Origin of the sequence: Kutzneria viridogrisea DSM 43870 (genome assembly GCF_000525635.1) — a bacterium.
Lineage (GTDB): Bacteria > Actinomycetota > Actinomycetes > Mycobacteriales > Pseudonocardiaceae > Kutzneria > Kutzneria viridogrisea.
The window spans coordinates 967,016-989,388 of the sequence record NZ_CP007155.1; the positions used below are offsets into that span (position 1 = coordinate 967,016).

At 71.9% G+C, this 22,373-nt stretch carries 22 protein-coding genes; 14 read left to right on the forward strand and 8 right to left on the reverse strand.

Features of this window, described 5'->3' with window-relative positions; genetic code table 11:
- Positions 1 to 116: 116 nt before the first annotated feature.
- Positions 117 to 443 (forward strand): ferredoxin, encoded by a 327-nt coding sequence (gene fdxA, locus KALB_RS04630; RefSeq protein WP_025354558.1) that lies wholly within the window; start codon positions 117 to 119, stop codon positions 441 to 443.
- Complete coding sequence (dapC, locus tag KALB_RS04635) at positions 443 to 1,522, forward strand: succinyldiaminopimelate transaminase (protein WP_025354559.1); 1,080 nt, start codon at positions 443 to 445, stop codon at positions 1,520 to 1,522. The genes fdxA and dapC overlap by 1 nt, the downstream gene beginning before the upstream one ends.
- 139 nt (positions 1,523 to 1,661) lie before the next feature.
- On the opposite strand, the gene KALB_RS04640 is transcribed toward dapC, so the two are convergent.
- Positions 1,662 to 2,606 carry a CHAD domain-containing protein gene (locus tag KALB_RS04640; protein WP_236650170.1) on the reverse strand — a complete coding sequence of 315 codons (945 nt, stop codon included), beginning with the start codon at positions 2,604 to 2,606 and terminating at the stop codon, positions 1,662 to 1,664.
- 113 nt (positions 2,607 to 2,719) lie between these two features.
- On the opposite strand from KALB_RS04640, the gene KALB_RS04645 reads away from it, so the two are divergent.
- The gene (locus KALB_RS04645; protein ID WP_030111281.1) at positions 2,720 to 3,160 is read left to right on the forward strand and encodes a nucleoside deaminase; all 441 of its coding nucleotides are present in this window, start codon (positions 2,720 to 2,722) and stop codon (positions 3,158 to 3,160) included.
- A 13-nt stretch (positions 3,161 to 3,173) separates the two neighbouring features.
- A complete protein-coding gene (locus tag KALB_RS04650; RefSeq protein ID WP_025354562.1) occupies positions 3,174 to 4,133 on the forward strand; it encodes an isopenicillin N synthase family dioxygenase in 960 nt (319 codons plus the stop codon).
- A gap of 110 nt (positions 4,134 to 4,243) precedes the next feature.
- Here KALB_RS04650 and dapD read toward each other — a convergent pair whose 3' ends face one another.
- A complete protein-coding gene (gene dapD, locus KALB_RS04655; RefSeq protein WP_030111282.1) occupies positions 4,244 to 5,209 on the reverse strand; it encodes a 2,3,4,5-tetrahydropyridine-2,6-dicarboxylate N-succinyltransferase in 966 nt (321 codons plus the stop codon).
- Positions 5,210 to 5,225: 16 nt separating this feature from the next.
- On the opposite strand from dapD, the gene dapE reads away from it, so the two are divergent.
- From dapE to KALB_RS04675, 4 genes are all read left to right on the forward strand, one after another.
- On the forward strand, positions 5,226 to 6,305 hold the full coding sequence (dapE, locus tag KALB_RS04660; protein WP_025354564.1) for a succinyl-diaminopimelate desuccinylase: 1,080 nt from the start codon (positions 5,226 to 5,228) through the stop codon (positions 6,303 to 6,305).
- Positions 6,306 to 6,365: 60 nt separating this feature from the next.
- Positions 6,366 to 7,130, forward strand: coding sequence for an LOG family protein (locus tag KALB_RS04665; protein WP_025354565.1), 765 nt, complete (start codon positions 6,366 to 6,368; stop codon positions 7,128 to 7,130).
- 97 nt (positions 7,131 to 7,227) lie between these two features.
- Positions 7,228 to 8,469: a S53 family peptidase gene (locus KALB_RS04670; protein ID WP_042220237.1), complete on the forward strand. Its 1,242-nt coding sequence runs from the start codon at positions 7,228 to 7,230 to the stop codon at positions 8,467 to 8,469.
- Positions 8,470 to 8,545: 76 nt separating this feature from the next.
- Positions 8,546 to 9,817, forward strand: a complete 1,272-nt coding sequence (locus KALB_RS04675) for a S53 family peptidase (protein WP_025354567.1) — start codon at positions 8,546 to 8,548, stop codon at positions 9,815 to 9,817.
- Between the two features lie 58 nt (positions 9,818 to 9,875).
- Here the strand turns inward: KALB_RS04675 and KALB_RS04680 are convergent, their stop codons facing one another.
- Entirely contained in the window at positions 9,876 to 11,378 is a 1,503-nt protein-coding gene (locus KALB_RS04680; RefSeq protein ID WP_025354568.1) for a CocE/NonD family hydrolase, read from the reverse strand.
- A gap of 192 nt (positions 11,379 to 11,570) precedes the next feature.
- Positions 11,571 to 12,629, reverse strand: a complete 1,059-nt coding sequence (locus KALB_RS04685) for a hypothetical protein (protein ID WP_025354569.1) — start codon at positions 12,627 to 12,629, stop codon at positions 11,571 to 11,573.
- Positions 12,630 to 13,055: 426 nt separating this feature from the next.
- On the opposite strand from KALB_RS04685, the gene folP reads away from it, so the two are divergent.
- The 4 genes from folP to KALB_RS04705 are packed head-to-tail and all read left to right on the forward strand — an operon-like array spanning position 13,056 to position 15,758.
- Positions 13,056 to 13,925, forward strand: a complete 870-nt coding sequence (gene folP / locus KALB_RS04690; RefSeq protein WP_025354570.1) for a dihydropteroate synthase — start codon at positions 13,056 to 13,058, stop codon at positions 13,923 to 13,925.
- Positions 13,925 to 14,911 (forward strand): glucosyl-3-phosphoglycerate synthase, encoded by a 987-nt coding sequence (locus KALB_RS04695; protein ID WP_025354571.1) that lies wholly within the window; start codon positions 13,925 to 13,927, stop codon positions 14,909 to 14,911. Before folP ends, KALB_RS04695 begins: the two co-directional genes overlap by 1 nt.
- On the forward strand, positions 14,896 to 15,207 hold the full coding sequence (locus tag KALB_RS04700; protein ID WP_025354572.1) for a DivIVA domain-containing protein: 312 nt from the start codon (positions 14,896 to 14,898) through the stop codon (positions 15,205 to 15,207). Before KALB_RS04695 ends, KALB_RS04700 begins: the two co-directional genes overlap by 16 nt.
- Positions 15,204 to 15,758 (forward strand): DNA-3-methyladenine glycosylase I, encoded by a 555-nt coding sequence (locus KALB_RS04705; RefSeq protein WP_025354573.1) that lies wholly within the window; start codon positions 15,204 to 15,206, stop codon positions 15,756 to 15,758. Before KALB_RS04700 ends, KALB_RS04705 begins: the two co-directional genes overlap by 4 nt.
- A gap of 3 nt (positions 15,759 to 15,761) precedes the next feature.
- Here the strand turns inward: KALB_RS04705 and KALB_RS04710 are convergent, their stop codons facing one another.
- Positions 15,762 to 16,535 (reverse strand): PaaX family transcriptional regulator, encoded by a 774-nt coding sequence (locus tag KALB_RS04710; protein WP_042220239.1) that lies wholly within the window; start codon positions 16,533 to 16,535, stop codon positions 15,762 to 15,764.
- Between the two features lie 253 nt (positions 16,536 to 16,788).
- Between KALB_RS04710 and KALB_RS04715 the strand changes: the two genes are divergently transcribed.
- Positions 16,789 to 16,956, forward strand: coding sequence for a DUF3117 domain-containing protein (locus KALB_RS04715; RefSeq protein ID WP_081789815.1), 168 nt, complete (start codon positions 16,789 to 16,791; stop codon positions 16,954 to 16,956).
- Positions 16,957 to 17,036: 80 nt separating this feature from the next.
- Positions 17,037 to 18,524, forward strand: a complete 1,488-nt coding sequence (locus tag KALB_RS04720) for a leucyl aminopeptidase family protein (RefSeq protein WP_025354574.1) — start codon at positions 17,037 to 17,039, stop codon at positions 18,522 to 18,524.
- A gap of 222 nt (positions 18,525 to 18,746) precedes the next feature.
- On the opposite strand, the gene KALB_RS04725 is transcribed toward KALB_RS04720, so the two are convergent.
- From KALB_RS04725 to glgA, 3 genes are all read right to left on the reverse strand, one after another.
- Positions 18,747 to 19,652, reverse strand: coding sequence for a LysR family transcriptional regulator (locus KALB_RS04725; RefSeq protein WP_025354575.1), 906 nt, complete (start codon positions 19,650 to 19,652; stop codon positions 18,747 to 18,749).
- 14 nt (positions 19,653 to 19,666) lie between these two features.
- A complete protein-coding gene (locus tag KALB_RS04730; RefSeq protein ID WP_148309346.1) occupies positions 19,667 to 21,130 on the reverse strand; it encodes a hypothetical protein in 1,464 nt (487 codons plus the stop codon).
- Between the two features lie 83 nt (positions 21,131 to 21,213).
- Entirely contained in the window at positions 21,214 to 22,365 is a 1,152-nt protein-coding gene (gene glgA / locus KALB_RS04735) for a glycogen synthase (protein WP_025354577.1), read from the reverse strand.
- Positions 22,366 to 22,373 lie beyond the last annotated feature (8 nt).

Below are 22,373 nucleotides of genomic sequence, written 5' to 3' on the forward strand. Positions count from 1 at the left end.
GGCACTAGGGGAGGCGGGTTCCCGTGGCCGGGGCGGGCCAGGGGATACTGACGGTGCGCCGTGAACCCCTCATGAACGTTCTCGGCCGGATGAGGAAGAGGGAGCAGGAGACCGCAGTGACCTACGTGATCGCCGAGCCCTGCGTCGACGTGCTCGACAAGGCGTGCATCGAAGAGTGCCCCGTCGACTGCATCTACGAGGGCGACCGGATGCTCTACATCCACCCCGACGAGTGTGTCGACTGCGGTGCCTGTGAGCCGGTGTGCCCGGTGGAGGCCATCTACTACGAGGACGACGTCCCCGACCAGTGGAAGGACTACACCAAGGCCAACGCGGACTTCTTCGACGAGCTGGGCTCGCCGGGCGGTGCCGCCAAGGTCGGCAAGGTGGCCAACGACCCGCAGTTCGTCAAGGCCCTGCCGCAGCAGGCCGCGCACGAGTGATCGGGCAACTCCCGGACTTTCCCTGGGACACGCTGGCCGACCACGCCGCCAGGGCGCGCAGCCACCCCGGTGGCGTGGTCGACCTGTCCGTGGGCACTCCGGTCGATCCGGTGGCCGAGCCGATCCGCGAGGCGCTGGCCGCCGTCGCCGACCAGCCCGGCTACCCGACCACGCACGGCACCGCCGAGCTGCGCCAGTCCGCGGTGGACGCGCTGGCCAGGCGGTTCGGCATCACCGGGCTGGACCCGGTCGCCGTGCTGCCGACGATCGGCTCCAAGGAGCTGGTCGCCTGGCTGCCGACGCTGCTCGGTGTGGGCGCCGGCGACCTGGTGGCCATTCCCGAGCTGGCGTACCCGACCTACGAGGTGGGCGCCCGGCTGGCCGGTGCCGAGTTCCTGCGCGCCGACTCGCTGATCGCTCTCGGCCCGCAGCGCCCCAAGCTGCTGTGGCTGAACTCCCCGTCCAACCCGACCGGCAAGGTGCTGCCCGTCGAGCACCTGCGCAAGGTCGTGGAGTGGGCCCGCGAGCGCGGCACGGTGGTGGCCTCCGACGAGTGCTACCTGTCCCTGCACTGGGACGCAGAGCCGGTGTCGGTACTGGACCCGCGCGTCAACGGCGGCAGCCTGGACGGGCTGCTCGCGGTGCACTCGCTGTCCAAGTCCTCCAGCCTCGCCGGGTACCGCGCCGGGTTCGTGACCGGTGACCCCGTGCTGGTGGACCGCCTGCTCCAGGTGCGCAAGCACGCCGGGATGATCGTGCCCCGGCCGGTGCAGTCCGCGATCACCGCCGCCCTGTCGGAGGACCAGCACGTGGTCGAGCAGCGCGCCCGCTACGGCGCACGCCGCAAGGTGCTGCTGGAGGCCCTGCTGGGCGCCGGGTTCACCGTGGACCACTCCGAGGCGGGCCTGTACCTGTGGGCCACCCGCGGGGAGGACGCCTGGACCACCGTCGCCTGGCTCGCCGAACGCGGCATCCTGGTCGCCCCGGGCACGTTCTACGGTCCGAACGGGCACAAGCACGTGCGGGTCGCGCTGACGGCAACGGACGAGCGGGTCGCCGCGGCAGCCGCCCGGTTGTGAGTGGATCTACGCTCCACCCATGAACGTCCCCCGCCACTCCCTGGGGGGCGACCCCAAGTCCAGCCTACCGCCCGCAACCCCTACTTGATCTTGCTGAAGATCCACATGTGGACAACTCGCCGCCTGTGGACAACCCGGCTCAGATCAGCGGCTGGGCGGCCCGTTCGACGGTGAGCCAGGTACCCTGCCACAGCGCTCGGTACCTGGTCCGCCGCACGTGCTCACGTTCGACGAGTCGTCCGGCGGCGAACACCAGGTCCCAGTCGATGACCTCGCCCTGAGCGGCCAGCAGCCGTCGCACCTCCTGCTCGGCCACGCAGGCGTCCTGGTGCTCGCCGAGTACTTCCTGAAGCTCCTTGGTGGCCTTGAGCAGCGCCTTCACCTTGCGCCCCGCGATCGGCGCGGCCAGTTCGGCTGCGTAGCGCAAGCGTTTGCCCATGATGCGCAGCCGGTGCAGGTCCTCGTCCGGCGGGTCCTCGGCCAGCGCCAGCACGGCCTTGTGCAGCTTCCGGTACGGCTTGCGCACCAGGTGCATCAGGTCCGGCCCCGGATCCGCGGGCAACGGTGAGCGGGACGCCTCGGCCAGCGCGTGCAGCAGCGCCCGGTAGCGGGCGGAGTTCAGCGCCGCGACCAGCAGGCGCCGCGCGGCGAGCCGGTCCGTCACCAGTCCGGCGATCAGTGCCTCGACGGCCGCGCGCTCCTCCTCGGGGAAGTCCTCGGCCTCCTCGCGCAACCGGTCGATCAGCACGTCCAGGTCACGCACCGGGCCCAGCGCCCCGCCGAGCCAGCCGAGCTCGGCCCGCAGTTCGGGGCAGCCGGGCACGCAGCCCGGAACCGTCTTGAGCACCGCGCGCAGCCGGCGCACCGCGACCCGCAACTGGTGCAGGTCCTCGGGGTCCTCACCGGTCCGGCTACCTGCCTCGTGGTGCAGCATCGCGAGCAGGTTGCCGTGCACCGCCGCGCGGACGTGCCGGGGCACCGGGTCCTTCGCGCCTGCGGTGACCGGCTCAAGGCCCAGCCCGAGTTCCTCCGGCCGCAGCGGCCGACGCGCAGGGCGACGGGGTGCTGCCGTTGTTGGGCTCACCGGATGAATAGTAGGTGACCACAGAGTGAATCGGCCGGATGATCTTGCAGCTCAGCGGCAATTACCCGGGGTTGACGATTGCCGCGAACCGGCCGGGGCCGCACAGTGTGGTGATGGTGGACACAGACCTGCTGCGGATCGCCGTCGAGGAAGCGCAGGCGGGCCTTGCCGAGGGCGGCATCCCGATCGGCGCCGCGCTGTTCGACTCCGACGGCACCCTGCTCGGCCGCGGGCACAACCGCCGTGTTCAGGACGACGACCCCGCGATGCACGCCGAGACCTCGGCCTTCCGCAACGCCGGGCGCCGCGCCAACTACCGGGGCACGACCATGGTGACCACGCTGTCGCCCTGCTGGTACTGCTCCGGACTGGTGCGCCAGTTCGGCATCGGCCGGGTGCTTGTTGGCGAGGCCCGCACCTTCCAGGGCGGGCACGACTGGCTAGCCGAACACGGTGTCGAGGTGACGATCCTGGACGACCCCGGCTGCGTGGCGATGATGACCGAGTTCATCGCCGCCCGCCCCCAGTTGTGGTTCGAGGACATCGGCAAGTGAAGGGGGACCCCACGTGACCGTTCCGATCATCGACCTCCAGCCGTGGTTCCACGGGGACGGCGCCGACCGGGCTCGGGTCGCCGCCCAGGTGGACACCGCGCTGCGGGAGTCGGGCTTCCTGCTGATCACCGGGCACGAGGTCGGGGACGAACTGCGCGCGGCCACCCGCGCGGCGGCCCGCGAGTTCTTCGCGCTGCCGCCGGAGGCCAAGGCCCGCTACACCACCGTGGTCGGCGGCCGGGGCTGGCTGCCACCTGGGGCGGAGGCCAACGGGCTGGCCGAAGGCACGCCGACCCCGCCGGATCTCAAGGAGTCGTACACCCTCGCCTGCGACACGCCCACCGGGGACGCGCAGGCCGATGCGGAGTGGTTCGCGCCCAACGTGTGGCCGGACGCGGAGGTGCCCGCCCTGCGCCCGGTCGTCGGCGAGTACCTGGCGCGCATGCACCGGCTCTCCGACGAGCTGATGACCATCTCCGCGCTGGCCCTCGGCCTGCCGGAGGACCACTTCGCGCCGTACCTGACCCGGCCCACCTACGGCTTCAACCTCAACTGGTACCCGCCGATGACCCGCGTGGGGCCTCCCGAACCGGGCCAGTACCGGATCGGCCCGCACACCGACTTCGGCACGGTGACGGTGCTCGACCGGGAGGCGGGCCTGGGCGGGTTGCAGGTCTACACCCTGGACGGGCGGTGGGTGGACGCCCCGTACGACCCGGCCGCGTTCACGATCAACATCGGTGACCTGATGGCGCGGTGGACCGGGGACCGCTGGCGCTCCACCCGGCACCGCGTGCTGCCGCCGCAGGCCGACGCGCCCGAGGAGGACCTGGTCTCGCTGGTGTTCTTCTACGAGGTCAACCACGACGCCGTGGTGGAGTCCTTCCCGCCGCCGATCGGGCACCGCAGCTACCCGCCGGTGACCTGGGGCGACTACCTGAAGGAGAAGCTCGCCCAGATCTCCGTGGGCTGAGCGCAACACACCGTACGGGAAGCGCCGACACGCGGTACCGGAAGCGCCGACACGCGGGGTTCAGCGCGTGTCGGACGTTCCCATACGGTGTGTCGGCGCTTCCGGTACGCCTAGTTGGCGTGCAGGGCGGCGTTCAGCTCGATGCCCTGGCCCTTGCGGGGGCGCACCTCGACGGCGCCGGTGCCCGAGTTGCGGATGAACAGCAGCCCGGACTGGCCGGACAGCTCGCGGGCCTTGACCACCGAGCCGTCGGGCAGCGCGACCTTGGTGCCCGCGGTGACGTACAGCCCGGCCTCGACCACGCAGTCGTCGCCCAGCGAGACGCCGATGCCCGCGTTGGCCCCGAGCAGGCAGCGCTCGCCCAGGGAGATGACCTCCTTGCCGCCGCCGGACAGGGTGCCCATGATCGAGGCGCCGCCGCCGACGTCGGAGCCGTCACCGACCACCACGCCCGCCGAGATCCGGCCCTCCACCATGGAACTGCCCAGGGTGCCCGCGTTGTAGTTGACGAAGCCCTCGTGCATGACCGTGGTGCCGCTGGCCAGGTGCGCGCCCAGCCGCACCCGGTCCGCGTCGGCGATGCGCACGCCCGCGGGCAGCACGTAGTCGACCATCCGCGGGAACTTGTCCACCCCGTAGACGGTGACCGGCCCCCTCGCGCGCAGGCGCAGGCGGGTCTGCTCGAAGTCGGTGACGGCACACGGGCCGTGGTTGGTCCACACGACGTTGGCCAGCAGGCCGAAGATCCCGTCCAGGTTCAGGCCATGCGGCGGCACGAGCCGGTGCGACAGCAGGTGCAGGCGCAGGTAGACGTCATGCGCGTCCACCGGCTTGTCGGCCAGCCGCTCGATGGCGGTGCGCACGGCGACCACCTCGACGCCCCGCGCCTGGTCCACGCCCAGGGCCACCTCGGTGCCCAGTTCGGCGGCGGCCTGCTCGGCGGTCAGCCGACCGGACTCGTCGCCCACGCCGAGCTTCGGCGAGGGGTACCAGGTGTCCAACACCGTCCCGTCCGCCGCGATGGTCGCGATGCCGATGCCGTACGCGCTGGTGTTCTCGGTGCTCACGGGTACCAACGGTAACGTGCGGGGTGTGACGGTGAAGCTGGACCTGACCTCGGACCCCATCGAGCTGACCGCGGCGCTGGTCGACGTGCCCAGCGTCTCCGGCGAGGAGCAGGAGCTCGCCGACGCCGTGCAGGCGGCGCTGGCCGACCAGGCCCCGCACCTGGAGGTGATCCGCTCCGGCAACACCGTGCTGGCCAGGACCAACCTCGGCCGGGCCGCGCGGGTGGTGCTGGCCGGTCACCTGGACACCGTGCCGATCAACGACAACCTGCCGCTGCGCCGCACCGGAACCGGGGCCGAGCAGGTGCTGCACGGCTGCGGAACCGTGGACATGAAGGGCGGGGACGCGGTGCTGCTGCACCTGGCGGCGACCCTGCCGCGGCCACGCCACGACCTGACCTTCGTGTTCTACGACTGCGAGGAGGTCGACGCCGCCCGCAACGGCCTGGGCCGTATCGAGCGGGAGCTGCCCGACTGGCTGGCCGGGGACCTGGCGATCGTGGCCGAGCCCTCCTCGGCGGTGATCGAGGCGGGCTGCCAGGGCACGCTGCGCGTGGAGGTGCGGACCACCGGCACGCGGGCGCACACGGCGCGGGCCTGGATGGGGGCCAACGCCATCCACGGGATCGGCGAGGTGCTGCGCAGGCTGGAGTCCTACCAGGCGCGCCAGGTGGAGATCGACGGCTGCCGGTACCGCGAGGGCCTGCAGGCAGTGAAGATCAGCGGCGGGGTCGCGGGCAACGTGGTGCCCGACGAGTGCGTGCTGACGGTCAACCACCGCTTCGCCCCGGACCGCTCCGTGGCGCAGGCGCTGGAGCACGTGCGGGAGGTCTTCGCCGGGTACGAGGTGGTGCTGACCGACTCGGCCGGTGGCGCGCTGCCGGGCCTGGGCGCACCCGCGGCCCAGGACCTGCTGGCCGCCGCGGGCGGCACGGCCAAGGCGAAGCTGGGCTGGACCGACGTGGCGCGGTTCGGCGCACTGGGCATCCCGGCGGTCAACTTCGGCCCCGGCGACCCCACGCTGGCGCACACCCAGCAGGAGAACGTGCCGGTGGCGCAGATCAGCCGCTGCGCCGAGGTGCTGCGACGGTTCCTCACCGACTGACGCCTCTGGTTCACCTGGTCGTGGTGGATCATGGTCGGTTCTCGGCACTAAAGTGTTTCGATGACTGAGAACCACACCGGTAGGACGCCGGAGCGCCAGCGCGGACCGGTCGTGCTGCGCCGTGACCGCACCACCGACGCGGGCACCACCGACCAGCGCCTGCTCGACTCGCGCGGCCCCTCCGACTGGGTGCACACCGACCCGTGGCGGGTGATGCGCATCCAGGCGGAGTTCGTGGAGGGCTTCGGCGCGCTGGCCGAACTGCCCAAGGCCGTCACCGTGTTCGGCTCCGCGCGCACCAAGCCCGAGCACCCCGAGTACGAGCTGGGCCGCAAGCTGGGCGGCGCGCTGGCCGACGCGGGCTTCGCGGTGATCACCGGCGGCGGACCCGGTGCGATGGAGGCGGTCAACCGGGGCTGCTCGGAGGCCGGGGGCATGTCGGTGGGCCTGGGCATCGAGCTGCCCTTCGAGCAGGGCCTGAACCCCTGGGTGGACCTCGGGGTGAACTTCCGCTACTTCTTCGCCCGCAAGACCATGTTCATCAAGTACGCGCAGGCCTTCATCTGCCTGCCGGGTGGTTTCGGCACCTTCGACGAGCTGTTCGAGGCGCTGACCCTGGTGCAGACGAAGAAGGTCACGAAGTTCCCGGTTGTCCTTTTTGGACGTTCTTACTGGCAGGGCCTGTACGACTGGCTGCGCGAGTCGGTGCTGGTCGGCGGCAAGATCGGCGAGAAGGACCTGGACCTGCTACACCTGACCGACGACATCGACGACGCGGTGCGCGTGGTGCAGGACGCCTACCGGGCGTGGGAGGACGTCCATTAGGTGGAACAGGCCCATACTTTCGACCCTGCCGACTCGATGTCCCCACGGCCTTGAATGGCACGGGATCGTTGCCGTGCGAGGTGGAGGAGGGGCGCAGATGGGTCGAGGATCTGTCAGGTCCGCGGTGGTGCTGTCGGTCGGTGCCACGCTGGCTCTCGGAGGGCTGGCGGTGGTCCCGGCCACGGCCGCGCCGGTCAGCGGGCACCACGTGTTCAGCAAGGCCGCCGCGTCCTTCGCCGATGCGAAGACCGTGGACCAGAAGGTCCAGCGCCTGGAGGCCGCGACGGCGGGGCTGCCCAGGCTGTCCAAGGCCTACAACGTGAAGCCGTTGTGGGACAACAAGATCGACGGCAAGGGCACCACCGTCGCCACGCTGGTGTCCTTCGGTGACAAGGACATCAAGGCCGTCATCGACGCCTACAGCAAGCGCAACGGGCTGCCGCCCGCCGACGTCCAGGTCATCGAGCCCGCGGGCCCGGTGCCCAGCTGCGACGAGTCCAGTGACCCCTCGGCCTGCCGCTCCTGGGGCGGGGAGACCGACCTGGACGTGGAGATGATCCACACCATGGCGCCCGGTGCGAAGATCATCGTGGCGGCGACCCCGGTGGCCGAGACCCAGGGCATGCAGGGCCTGCCGGAGATGATGAAGGCCGTGGACTACATGACCACCAACAAGTTGGTGGACGTGATCTCCATGAGCTTCGGCACCACCGAGGAGACCTTCGACAACTTCGACCAGATCCGCAGTCTGGACCCGGCCTTCGACCGGGCCAGCGCCGCCGGGATCACGCTGGTCGCCTCCTCCGGTGACCAGGGCGCCAGTGGCAACACCAAGGACGGCGGCACCTACGACTTCCGCGTCGCCAGCTGGCCCGCCTCCGACCCGAGGGTCACCGCCCTCGGCGGCACCGTGCTGGGCCAGCAGGCCGACCGGACGGCGGACAAGGTGTGGCAGGACTCCGGCGGCGGCCTGTCCAAGGTCTACGCCAAGCCGGACTACCAGAACGGTGTCGCGGGCACCACCGGTGGCAAGTTCCGCGCCTTCCCGGACATCGCCATGGAGGGCATCCAGGGCACCTCCGAGTCCGCCCCGCTGTTCGCGGGTGTGCTGGCACTGGCCGTGCAGAGCAAGGGCGGCAGGCTGGGCCAGATCAACCCGGCCCTGTACAACAAGCTCGGCACGTCGAGCACCTCGGGCATCGTCGACGTGACCATCGGCAACAACAACTACGGCAGCGTGGTGGGCTACAAGGCCGCCAAGGGCTACGACATCGTCAGCGGCTGGGGCACGCTCGACGCGTCCAAGTTCGTGCCCGCGCTGGTCAAGGCCGTTCGCTAGCGAGCAGGGACCCGAGGTCGCCGTGGCTTGCGAGCCCCGGCGACCTCGTGGTGTGTCAGCACTAGAGGGAGAACAGATGACCGGCAGAACCACCGCGGCACTGGCCGTCGGCACCGCGTTGGCGGCGAGCGTGCTCGTGGCCGTCCCGGCGAGCGCCGCACCGGTGCCGCAGGCCGCGCAGGCCCAGCAGTCCAAGCACGTGTTCAGCGAGGCCGCGCGCTCGTTCATCGGCGCGAACACCGTGGAGCAGAAGGTGCAGCGCCTGCAGGCCGCCGCCGCGAAGCTCCCGCGGCTTTCCCAGGCCTACAACACCCCCGCGCTGTGGAACCAGGGCATCGTCGGCGCGGGCGCCACCGTCGCCACGCTGGTGTCCTATGGGGACGCCGACATCAAGAAGGTCATCGACGCCTACGACAAGGCCAACGGGCTGCCGCCCGCGGACATCTCGGTGATCGCGCCCTCCGGCCCGGTGCCCGGCTGCACCGACCCCGGGGTGGACACCAGCACCTGCCAGGGCTGGGGCGGGGAGACCGACCTGGACGTCATGATGATCCACACGATGGCGCCCGCCGCGCACATCGTGATCGCGGCGACCCCGGTGGCCGAGACCCAGGGCTTCACCGGGCTGCCGGAGATGATGCACGCGGTCGACTACATGACCGAGCACCGCATCGCCGACGTCATCTCGATGAGCTTCGGCACCGCCGAGGACACCTTCCCCAGCCTGGACTCGGTGAAGTCCCTGGACCCGGCGCTGGAGCGGGCCAGCAGGGCGGGCGTCACCCTGGTCGCCTCCGCCGGTGACGACGGGGCCACCAACGGGCAGCTGACCGGCCCCGACCTGTTCCCGTACCGCACGGCCAGCTGGCCCGCCTCCGACCCGAACGTCACCTCGCTGGGCGGGACCGTGCTGCACCTGGACGCCGACGGCAACCGCACCGGTCCGGACACCCTCTGGCCGCGCTCGGGTGGCGGCATCTCCAAGACCTACGCCCGGCCGAGCTGGCAGCGCGGGGTCGCCGGCGTGACGCAGAGCCGCAACCGGTCCTTCCCGGACATCACCATGGAGGGCATCCACGGCACCTCCGAGTCCGCCCCGCTGTTCGCGGGCGTGCTGGCACTGGCCGTGCAGGCCCACCACGGCCGCCTCGGGCAGATCAACCCGGCGCTGTACACCAAGCTCGGCCCGCGTGCCGCCGAGTCCGGCATCGTGGACGTGACGGTCGGCGACAACACCTACGGCGGGGTCACCGGCTACAAGGCCGACAAGGGCTTCGACGTGGTGAGCGGCTGGGGCACCCTGGACGCCGCCAAGTTCGTGCCCGCCCTGGTGCACGCGCTGCGCTAGTCCCGTTGTCATGAAAGTGCCGTATGAGACGTCAGATGTCTCATACGGCACTTTCATGTCATGCCAGGGGGATCGCCAGCGAGCCGGAGATCGTGACGGTGCTGCCGAGCGTGCTCTCGCTGCGGTAGCGCGGGTCCACGGTGTCCACCACCAGGGTCAGGTGGTGCCCGGCGGGCACGTTCCACTGCACCGGCTCCAGGCCGAAGTCCAGCGTGGTGGTCGAACCCGGCTTGGCCCCGCGGATCGTGTACGGCTTGTGCGTGATCAGCGAGCCGACGCCGAGCGCGTTCACGTCGTACAGGTAGGCGAACAGCGAGGTGTCGGCCGCACTGGTGGTGACCGTGGCGTGCACCTGCGGGGTGCCCTGCACGGTGACGCCAGCGGAGTAGGTGCTGCCCGACCACACACCGGCGTTGAGCCGGTTCACCAACGGGGTGGCGACCCCGGTCGGCAGGTTCAGGTAGCCCTGCAACGCCCCGCTGAGCAGCGGGATGCCGCTGCCCGCGATGGTGTCCACCCCGGCGATGATCTTGGCCTGGCCCAGGCCGATGCTGTCCTGCCTGCCCGCGGACAGGCTCGGGTAGCCGTGCCACGCCCCGCCGTTGGCGGGCCTGAGCTGGACTGGCTGCTCGCGGTCCACCCCGTTGGCGGCCCCGCCCAGGTAGTGGTCGAACCAGCGGCCCGCCGCCGACCAGATGTCGTTGGGCAGGCCGACCGCGCCGGGGCCGTCGTTGGTGCCGTGGTCCCCGGGGGCGAGCATGATCCGCTTGGGGCCGGTCAGCCGCTGGTAGAAGTCCAGCACCTGGCTCGGCGGGAAGATCGAGTCCTCCCAGGCGTTGCCGATCATGATGGCGGCACCGTTCGCGTTCACCGCGTCGATCTTGCTCGCCGCGGACCGCACCGGGGCGATCGGCAGCACGGCGTCGAAGTCACCCGCCCGGTAGTCCTTCTCCGCCTGCCGCAACACGGGACCGGGCCGGCCGGTGAGCTTGCCCGCGTCGATCAGGCCCTCCACGGCCAGCGCGCTGACGGTCTGGTTCGGGTACAGGGACTTGGCCAGGTCGGCCCAGGCGCTCATCGCCACGACGGCGCGGATGCGCTTGTCTGCGGCGGCCGCCAGCAGGCTGATGCCCGCACCGTAGGAGATGCCCGCCGCGCCGACGCGGGCCGGGTCGGCCGGGGTGCTGGCCAGGGCCCAGTCCACGACCCGGCTCAGGTCGGCCACGTCCTGCGGGCCGGCCACCTCGATGGTGCCCGCCGAGTCCCAGAACCCGCGCGAGGTGTAGCTGACGACCTCGTAGCCCGAGGCCGTGGCCAGCTTGGCCGCCGCGCCCACGTACTCGATGTCCGGCACGCTCCAGCTGCTGGGCATGACCAGCACCGGGAACGGCCCCGGTCCGCGCCCGGTCGGCCGCACGAGGAAGCCCTTGAGCGGGGTGCCGCCGTCCCCGGGGATCGTGGTGTAGCTGACGGAGAAGCCCGGCGTGGCCGCGGCGGCCGTTGTCGTCAGGCCGAGCGTCGTTGCCGCTGTGACCAGCAGCAGGGCGAGGAACCGGCGCACATTACCTCCCGATCGGATGACCTGGGTCACATCCGTTGCCGGTTGGTAAACGAGAGCTACTCGCGAGTAGTAACGAGCTGTGCGCTGGATCACAGAACATGGGCGGTGCCACCCCGAGCACCGGGTGGCACCGCCCACTGGGTCACCGGTCGGAGCGCCGCCGCTGCTCCTCCCGGCTCAGGCGATCACGGCTCAGTAGTGGTTCCCGACACCGCCGGAGTTGCCACCACCGACGGTGTTGCCGCTACCGCCGTTGGAGTTCCCGTTGCCGCCGTTGTTGTTGTTCCCGATGTTGTTGCCGTTGCCGCCGACGTTGCCCTGGCCGGCGTTGTTGCCCGAGCCGCCGTTGTTGTTGCCCGGCCAGTCGGTGGGCACCTGGTAGCTGCGCCCGGTCCACGCGCCGGACAGGAACGGTACAACCAGCGGCGGCACGCTCACGTGGTGCCAGCCCGCGTTGCCCACGCCGCCCGCGTTGCCGCCGCCGACGGTGTTGCCCTGGCCGCCGTTGGAGTTGCTGTTGCCGCCGTTGTTGTTGTCGCCGATGTTGTTGCCGTTGCCGCCGACGTTGCCCTGGCCGGCGTTGTTGCCGCCGCCCGCGTTGTTGTTGCCGGGGCCGGAGGACAGGCTGCGCTCGGCGTGGCCCGGGGTGGAGAACTCGACCGGCATCGTGGACGGCGGGTACACGAACTGCGATTCGCGGCCGTTGTGCACGCCGCCGGAGTTGCCGCCGCCGACGGTGTTGCCGCTACCGCCGTTGGAGTTGCCGTTGCCGCCGTTGTTGGCCGACCCGATGTTGTTGCCGTTGCCTCCGGTGTTCTCCGTTCCGGCGTTGTTGCCGCCACCGGCGTTGTTGTTGCCGGGTCCGCCCGCGGGGGCGCCCACCGCGCGGCCGAACAGGTCCGGCAGCGGGGCTGCCTGCACCAGGCGGTCCAGGCCGTTGCCGCCGCCGCCCGCGTTGCCAGCGCCCACGGTGTTGCCCGAGCCACCGTTGGAGCTGTTGTTGCCGCCGTTGTTGTTGTCGCCGATGTTGTTGCCGTTGCCGCCGACATTGCCGTGACCGGCATTGTTGCCGTTGCCGCCGTTGTTGTTGGCGGTCGGAATGATGTTGTCGTTCAGAACGTTGACGTTCGAAACGAGCGGCTGGGTGAAGAGCGGGTGGTCGGTGGTCGGGCTGGTCTCGGCGAATGCCGGTGCCCCAATGGCCAGCAGTCCGGTCGCGGTGGCAGCCACGACGAGTGCCTTCTTGACCACGGTTTCTCCTTTTTTGATCTTGATTTGTACGTCGAAGGTGTTGCCGCAGAAGGAAGTGCGCCCCCTCCCGGCTGGGCATGGCCTTCGACGGACACGAGGCTAACTCGCGGTCTGACCGATAAGCGAAAGACGCCCTCGACCGGGTGATCCAAAATTCCGTAATCGCTATCACCCAGTGGTGGAGATTCACTGCTCCGAATGGGTAAAACCCCCGGTCGTGGGGATGGCTGGAATACCCGGCCGGGCGACCCAGTGACGGAAAGTGTGTCCGCAAGGATTTGCCTCGTGGGGCTCCGGTGTGCCATACAGGAAGGTCTGCGGCGCGGCGACTGCTGCTTGTCGTGGCAAGCGTGACACAGATTACCGACAAACCGCCGCGTGTCGCGTTGCGTGGGCCCCGGCCGGCCAGGGTGGCAGGATGCCATTGTGAGACCGTTGCGGTTCGGAACCAGGCAGGTCGCGGGCGATCGTGCCCTGGTCATGGCGATCGTGAACCGGACCAGGGACTCCTTCTACGACCGGGGGGCGACCTTCGGCGAGCAGGCGGCGATGGCCCGGGTGGACCAGGCGGTGGCCGAGGGCGCGGACATCGTGGACATCGGCGGGGTGCGCGCGGGCTCGCAGGGTGAGCAGGTGGACGCCGCCGAGGAGGCGCGCCGCGTGGTGCCGTTCGTGGCGGCGGTCCGGCAGCGCCACCCCGAGCTGGTGATCAGCGTGGACACCTGGCGGCACGAGGTGGCCGACCAGGTGTGCCGGGAGGGCGCCGACCTGATCAACGACACCTGGGCGGGCGCGGACCCGAGGCTGGTGGAGGTGGCGGCCGAGCACCAGGTGGGCATCGTGTGCTCGCACACAGGCGGACTGCCGCCGCGCACCGACCCGTACCGGGTGCGCTACACCGACGTGGTCGCCGAGGTGGTGACCGAACTCGTGGCGGCGGCCGAGCGCGTGGTGGCCGCGGGGGTGCCCGCGGCGGGCGTGTTGATCGACCCGACCCACGACTTCGGCAAGAACACCTGGCACGGCCTGGAGCTGCTGCGGCGGGTGGACGAGCTCGTCGGCACCGGCTGGCCGGTGCTGATGGCGCTGTCCAACAAGGACTTCGTGGGCGAGACCCTGGGTGTGGGGCTGGCCGACCGGGTGGACGGCACGCTGGCGGCCACGGCCGTGGCGGCCTGGGGCGGGGCGCGGGTCTTCCGCGCGCACGAGGTGCGGCGGACCAGGCAAGTGCTGGACATGGTGGGCAGCATCGCGGGGACCCGCCCGCCCGCCGCCGTGCTGCGGGCGCTGGCCTGATGCGCGCGGAGGTGGAGCGCTGGTTCGCCGAGCGGACCTGGCAGGAGCCGCCGTGGGCGGTCGCGGACCTCGTGCGTGCCAAGGCGGGCCGCACGGTGAGCGTGGTGCTGCCCGCGCTGAACGAGCAGGAGACCGTGGCGGGGGTCGTGGCGGCGGTGCTGCCGCTGCTGGGCGGACTGGTGGACGAGCTGGTGGTGCTCGACTCCGGATCAACCGACGACACGGTGGCCGTGGCGCGGGCGGCGGGCGCGCGCGTAGTGCGGCGCACCGAGGTGCTGCCCGAGCTGGAACCGGTGCCGGGCAAGGGCGAGGTGCTGTGGCGCTCACTGGCCGCCACCACCGGCGACCTGGTGGTGTTCCTGGACTCCGACCTGGTCGACCCCGATCCGGGTTTTGTGCCCGCACTGCTTGGGCCGCTGCTCATCGCCGGGGGCGTGCAGCTGGTGAAGGGCTTCTACCGGCGGCCGCTGCGGCTGGAGACCGCCGAGCAGGGCACCGGCGGCGGCCGGGTCACCGAGCTGCTGGCCCGCCCGGTGCTCGCCGCGCTGCGCCCGGAGCTGTCCGGGGTGGTGCAGCCGCTGGGCGGGGAGTACGCGGCCAGCCGGGCACTGCTGGAGTCGGTGCCGTTCGCGCCCGGCTACGGGGTGGAGATCGGCCTGCTGCTCGACGCGCACCGCATCGCGGGGCTGGCCGGGCTGGCGCAGGTCAACCTCGGGGTGCGCAAGCACCGCAACCGCTCGCTGCTGCAACTCGGCGTGATGGCACGGCAGATCCTGGCCACCGCCCTGGACCGCTGCGGGGTCGAGGCGGCCGATCCCGGCTCGCTGACCCAGTTCGTGCAGGTGGCCGGGGAGTGGCTGCCGGACAGCACCGAGGTGCTGGTCGCCGACCGGCCGCCGATGGCCGAGCACCGGCGGCTTTCGGCCGGGCAGGGTGCACACGCCCGGCCGGTCGTGCCACGATCGACCCCGTGTCCACCGTGCTGATCTACCTCGTCGTCATGGTCCTGGTTGCCGGGGTGGTGTTCCTGTTCGCCTCCGTGGTGTTCGGCAGGGGCGAGGAGCTGGCACCACTGCCGCCGGGCGCCTCCCCGACCCGGCTGCCCGCCGAGGACGTCACCGCCGAGGACGTGCGGGACCTGCGCTTCCAGCAGGTGCTGCGCGGCTACAAGATGTCCGAGGTGGACTGGGCGCTGGACCGGGTCGGCCGGGAGCTGGCGGCCCTGCGCGGCCGGGTCGTCGAGCTGGAGCAGCAGCTGGCCGCCGTGGAGCACGCGGAATGACCGAGCTGGCCCGCTGCCCCTGGGGCAACTCCACTGAGGAGTACCAGCGCTACCACGACGAGGAGTGGGGCGTTGAGCTGCACGGGGAGCCTGAGCTGTACGAGCGGATGACCCTGGAGGGCTTCCAGTCCGGGCTGTCCTGGATCACGATCCTGCGCAAGCGTCCCGCCTTCCGCGCCGCCTTCGCCGGGTTCGACCCGAAGCTGGTCGCCGAGTTCGACGAGCGCGACGTCGCCCGGCTGATGGCCGACGCCGGGATCGTGCGCAACCGGGCCAAGATCCTGGCCGCGATCACCAACGCGCGGGCCGTCGGCGAGCTGGACCGGCCGCTGGACGAGCTGCTGTGGTCCTTCGCCCCGACCGGCCGGCGGCGTCGGCCGCGCACCCTGGACGAGGTGCCCGCGATCACCGAGGAGTCCAAGGCGATGGCCAAGGAGCTGCGCAGGCGCGGCTTCGCGTTCGTCGGTCCCACCACCATGTACGCGCTGATGCAGGCCACCGGCATGGTGGACGACCACATCAGCACCTGTTGGCGGGCAAAGCAGAAGTAGCCCTCAACCGCGCAGGCACTCGTCCACGAACTCCACTGCGGGCGCGGCCAGCCGCTCGCTGTGCAGGTCGAAGAACTCCGCCGCCGCGTGCCCCGGCCAGCCCGAGGGCAACAGCTCCCTGGGCAGGCCCGGGTCGCGGACCAGGACCTTGCGCCAGGCGTGCCGCAGCCGCAGCGAGGTGGCGAAAGCGCTTGCCGGGTACGAACCGTCCACAGCGGACACCTCGGGCCGCCACCGCGCGAGGAACCCGGCGTAGTCCGCGGCCAGCGGCGCCAGGTCCCAGGCGCCGGCGGCCAGCTCCGCGTCGGCGCCCTCGTGCCGCCCGGTGAACACCCGGGCCGTGACCGACTCGCCTGCCAGTAGTTCGATGAGCTCCACGACAGGCCGCGGCGTGATCCACGTCACTGGGCCCAGCTGCCCGTAGCCCAGCAGCCGCAGCGAGGACAGCAGCCGCTCGCGGTCGGTCGCGGCGAGGTCCGCCAGCACCACCACCTGCCACTGGCCATCCCATGTGGACGGACGGGTGCGGGCGATCCGCGCCGCCGTCTCGTCCAGCCGCCGCTCGGCCTGCGGGGTCAGCGCGTAGCCGGGCCCGCGCGCCAGCCGCACCGGCACCAGCCAGCCCTGCCGCACGGTCCGCGACACGGCGGTGCGCACGGTGGGGCCGTTGAAGCCCAGCGGGGCCAACAACCGGACCAGTGCGGCGATCGTGCCCACCGCCCCGCGCCCGCGCAGGTGTACGCCGTAGACCTCGAACACGGCCGAGCGAGCGCGCATGACGGCCGAGTCTGGCAGCAGCTCCGGCCGCCGACCAGAGGCCGCGCCGGATTGGTCTGATCAACCCGATCGGCGTGCCGCCACCACCGCACGGGGCGTGACAAGCCAAGATGTGCACAGCCCGTGGCACGCGTGCCACGGTGCAAAAGATCGGTTCGGTTTCACCGCTGAACGCGGATGGGGGAGAATGGGCACCGACCCGGTCGGCTGGGAGGCGGGCCGGGCCGTGCTGGACGGACGGAGGGAGCACGCTATGGCGGCCATGAAGCCCAGGACCGGTGACGGTCCCCTTGAGGTCACCAAGGAGGGGCGAGGCATCGTGATGCGCGTCCCGCTCGAAGGTGGTGGGCGCCTCGTCGTCGAGATGTCGGCGGAGGAGGCCAGCGAGTTGGGCGATGCCCTGAAGGTCGTCGTGAGCTGACGCGCGTCCTCACCGTCTTTCCAGCCCCGGTTCCCGTGGTGGAGCCGGGGCCTGCGTTCGTCCCCACCCGGAGGTACTCCTTGCGCTCACCGGTCCCTGCCGTGCCCACCCACCTGCCCGAGATCGACGTGGCCACCTCGCCGCGCCGGGGCACGCCGCTGGTGGTCACGACCACCCCCGCGGAACAGGGCGGTGAGCCGGGCTTCGGTCCCGGCCGCGACCGCCTGGACGCCGCCGCGCTCGGCGGGGCGCGCGTCACCGGCAAGGCGGGCGAGGTGCTCCCGGTGCTCGGCGACTGGCTGCTCGGCCTTGGCGGGTCCGAGCCGAAGGACTGGCGTGGCGCGGGCGCCGCACTGGTGCGCGCCGTGGACGCCCGCGCGGCCGCCGACTCCGACGCGGGCCGTCCGGTGACCCGCTCCGCGCAGGTGCTGCTGCCCGCCGGGGTCACCGCCGAGCAGGCCGCCGCGCTGGCCACCGGCGTGCTGCTGGGCGGCTACAAGTTCAAGGTCAGCAACTCCGAGCAGGCCCCGCGCACCAAGTCCGTGCGGCTGGTCGCGCCGGAGGGCGCCGAGCTGGCGGAGGCCGTGCGCGAGGCGGTCGCGCTGGCCACCGCCACCGCGCTGGCCCGTGACTTCGCCAACACGCCGTCCAACGTGAAGAACCCCGCGTGGCTGGCCGACAACGCGGCCCGGCTCGCGGCGGGCCTGACCGGGCTGACCGCCGAGGTGCGCGAGGAGTCCTGGCTCGCCGAGCAGGGCTTCGGCGGGGTGCTCGCCGTGGGCTCGGGCTCGGTGAGCCCGCCGCGGCTGATCGAGCTGGCCTGGCGCCCGCGCGGTTCGGCCAAGGCCCCGCACCTGGTGTTCGTCGGCAAGGGCATCACCTTCGACACCGGCGGCATCTCGATCAAGCCCGCGGACGGCATGCACCTGATGCGCACCGACATGGCCGGTGGCGGTGCGGTGATCGCCGCCCTGCTGGCGATCGCCGAGCTGAAGCTGCCGGTGCGGGTCACCGGGCTGATCGCCTCGGCGGAGAACCACTTCGGCGCGGGCTCGTACCGGCCCGGGGACGTGGTGCGGCACTACGGCGGCACCACGACCGAGGTGACCAACACCGACGCCGAGGGCCGCATGGTGATGGCCGACGCGCTGGCCTACGCCGTGCGCAAGCTGTCCCCGGACGCGCTGGTGGACGTGGCCACGCTGACCGGTGCGATGAAGGTCTCGCTCGGGGTGCGCACCGGCGGGGTGTTCGCCTCCACCGACGAGCTGGCCGACCGGGTGCGTGCGGCCGGTGCCGAGGTCGGCGAGGCGTGGTGGCGCATGCCGCTGCTGCCCGAGGTCGCCGAGAACGTGCCCAGCGAGATCGCCGACGTGCGGCAGATGCCGGGCGGGCCGGGCAGCATCGCGGCGGCGCAGTTCCTGCGCGAGTTCACCGGGGACCTGCCCTGGGCGCACCTGGACATCGCGGGCCCCGCGCGCTCGGAGAAGTCCTACGACGAGGTCGTGCCGGGTGCGACCGGGTTCGCCGCCCGCACCCTGGTCCGCCTCGCCGCCAACTACGCCTGAGCGGGACTCACGGCATAGCTGCGCGTGTCGGCGCTTCGCGGACGGTGTGTCGGCGCTTCGCGTACGGCGTGTTGGAACTTGACGGGCGGATTCCCGGATTCTGGGAGCACGTACCGGAAGCGCCGACACGCGATACCGGAAGCGCCGACACGCGCGGTTTTGGCCCCGTGGTCGGCTCGCGGCCGTACCCGCGTGTCCCGCTCACAGGCGTGCGAGTCCCGCTCAGCGGTCGGCGTGTTCGGCCAGCACCGAGGCGCGGAACAGGTCGGCGGCCGGGGCCAGCGGCACCGTCGCCGACCAGACCAGTCCGATGCGCCGGATCGCCCGCGGCGTGATCGGCAGCTCCAGCACGCCGACCGGGTTCGTGTCCGCCAGCGGCAGCAGCGCCACGCCGAGCCCCGCGGCGACCAGTCCGCGCACCGTGTCCACCTCCTCGCCCTCGAACGCCAGCTCGGGCACGAAGCCCGCCGCGGCGCACAGCTCGTCGGTGGTCCGGCGCAGCCCGTAACCCCGCTTCACGCCGACGAACCGCTCGTGCGCCAGCTCCGCCAGGCGCACCCGTCGCCGCTCGGCCAGTGCGTGTCCGATCGGGACGTTCAGCGCCAGCGGCTGCTCGTACACCGGGGCGCTGCACAACTCCGGGTCCTCCACCGGCAGCGGGGAGGTCAGCGCCAGGTCGGTGTCCCCGGCCCGGACGCGGGCCAGCATCTCCTCGTGCGCGCCCTGCTCCAGGGTGAACCGCACGTGCGGGTGGCGCGCCCGGAAGTCCCGCAGCAGCTCGGGCACGCGCACCCCGCCCATGGTGTGCAGGAACGCGAACACCACCTGCCCGCGCTCCGGGTCCGCCTCGCCCATGGCCCGGCGGCAGCCCGCCTCCAGCGTGCTCAGCGCCTGCTCGGCGGCGTCGGCGAGCAGCCTGCCCGCGCGGGTCAGCCGCACGCCCCGGCCCGCGCGCACGATCACCGGCGTGCCCAGTTCCGCGCTGAGCCCGGCCAGCCAGCGGCTGACCGTGGGCTGCGGCACGCCGAGCCGGTCGGCGGCCCTGGTGACGTGCTGCTCGGCGGCGAGCACCCGCAGCAGCGCCAGCCGGGGTGCCATCGCCGCGGCGAGCACCTCGTGGTCGGTCATGGCCGAACTATGGCTCAGAACGTCAGGTTCAGCTGGACCGGATCGCCGCTGGTGGCCAGCGCCACCTCGCCCAGTGCGGGCAGCTTCACACTGCCGGGCCGCAGCCCCACCTTGATCGACTTGGTGTCGGCGGGCACCTCCACGACCACGGCGGAGGGGAACAGGTCCCCGTCGTAGCGGATGCCGACCTGCTTGGCCCTTTCCCCGCCCGGCAGGGTCAGCTCGATCGAGTCCTTGGTGAGCGGCCCGGCGGTGATCGCGGGCAGCTTGTCCCCGCTGACCTTCATCCGGACCTCGACGAGTGCCTTGTCCGGAGCCGAGGTCGTGACCATCTGGTACCGGCCACTGTCCAGTTTGACCGGTCGCTGACGGCCGACCCGCACCCCGGTCACCGCGAGCTTCGCCGCGTGCTCGCCGCCGGGTGAGTCCCCGTAGCCGTGCCCGGTGGTGATCTTCACCTGCTGCTCGCCGGTCGGCTCCTGCGCGGGCTGGCCGGTGCGGCGCAGCGCGGCTGGGTCGTTGCTGAGCCGGTTGCCGGAGGGGATCTCCAGGCGCTGTTCCCAGGACTTCGCGCCCACCGTGTTGAGCACCAGGCTCTCCGGCGAGGACTGGCCGTCGGGCACGGTGTAGAGCACGAACACGTCCCCGCTGTCCGGCAGGCGCTCGGCGGGCAGCTCCTGGCGCCGGTCGCCCACCTGCAACGACACGGTGGAGGGCTGCGGGGCCCAGCCCTCCCACTGCTGGCCCTTCATCGCGTCCTCGGTCTTGGCGGGCCGCTCCACGTGCACCCGCAGGACCCGCAGCCCCATGCCGGGCGCGGCACGCAGGGTGGACTGGTCGGGCAGCTGGAAGCTGTCCGGGTGCCCCCAGCCGGTGCCGGTCACCGTGAGCAGATCGTCGTGCAGGCGCACCGCATCGGCCCCGTCCAGCCCCAGCTCGGCGTTGGTGCGGTGCTCGGTGTCGGCCATGACGGCCACGAAGTTCGGGCCCGCCGTGCGGTCGGCCGGGATCTTCGGGTCCAGGCTGGCGCCGTCGGTGCGCAGCAGCCGGTCGCCGACCGGGGTGCTGCGGTTGCCCGCCTGCGGCACCTCCGGGGCCTGCACCTGCAACTGGACCTGGCCCGGGTTCTCGCCGACCTTCTTCATCGGCACCGGCACCCAGCCGTTGCTCGGCGGGCTGCCCGGCACCTGCACCGGCCCGCACCACAGCCGCTCGTCCACCTGCGTGGTGCTGCCGGTCCTGGCGAACCAGCAGAGCGGGGCGCCCGCTCCTGCCGAGGACACCAGCCCGAAGCTGAGCGCGTAGGACAGCTGCTGTTCGGCCTCGGTCTGCAACTGGTGCGGGTCGACCACCTGCCGACCGTCCACGGTGAACTCCACGGACTCCGCGCTGTTGGCCGGTGGTGCCGAACAGCCCGCGGCCACGGCCAGCAGCGGCACCAACAGTAGGACCGCGCCCCCGCGCACGGTGAGTGACACCTTGCCCCCAAGGTAGCTCGATCAGACGCTCTACCGAATAAGGGCGATGACTCACCGTTCAGGTTGTCACGGACGAGTGTGACTCAGGTCACTGACTGGTAAATCCGCAGGGTCTGCTCCGCCACCCCGGCCCAGGAGAACTCGGCGACCGCCCGCTCGCGGCCCGCCGCGCCCATCGCCCTGGCCCGCGCCGGATCGGCGAGCAACTCGTTGATCGCCCGCGCCAGCCCGTCCCGGTAGGCGGCCACGTCCCGCTCGTCGTAGTGCACCAGCAGCCCGGTCTCGCCCTCGGCCACGACCTCGGGGATGCCGCCCACGTCGGAGGCGACCACCGCCGTGCCGCAGGCCATCGCCTCCAGGTTCACGATGCCCAGCGGCTCGTACACCGAGGGGCACACGAAGGCCGTGGCGTGGCTGAGCACCTGGCGGATCTCCGGCTGCGGCAGCATCTGCTGGATCCAGAACACGCCCGGCCGCGCCGCCGACAGCTCGGCAACCGCGGCCTCGGTCTCCGCGGCGATCTCCGGGGTGTCCGGGGCCCCGGCGCACAGCACGATCTGCGCCGCCGGGTCGATCCGGTGGGCGGCGGCGATCAGGTGGCCGACCCCCTTCTGCCTGGTGATCCGCCCGACGAAGGCCACCGTGGGCCGGGTCGGGTCGATGCCCAAGCGCTCCAGGACATCGGTCTCGTCCACCGGGTGGTACGCCTGGCTGTCGATGCCGTTGCGCACCACGTGCACCCGCGCCGGGTCCAGTGCCGGGTAGCAGTCCAGCACATCGGTGCGCATGCCCTCGCTGACCGCGATCACCGCGTCCGCCGACTCGTAGGACACCCGCTCCACCCAGGAGGACAGCCGGTAGCCGCCGCCCAGCTGCTCGGCCTTCCACGGCCTGCGCGGTTCCAGGGAGTGGGCCGTCACCACGTGCGGCACCCCGTGCAGCACCTTGGACAGGTGGCCCGCGAGATTGGCGTACCAGGTGTGGGAGTGCACCAAATCGACGTTCGCCAGGGCAGCGGTCATGGCCAGGTCGACCGACAACGTGCTCAGCGCGGGGTTGGCCGACTCCATACCGGGAGCCGGGTTGTGCGCGATCGCGTCCTCGCGCTGACCACCGAAGCAGTGCACGTCCACCTGCGCGAGTTCACGCAGTCGCGGGACCAGGAAACCGACGTGGACCCCGGCCCCGCCGTAGACCTCGGGTGGGTACTCGCGTGTAAGCAGTCCGATGCGCACAGCTGACA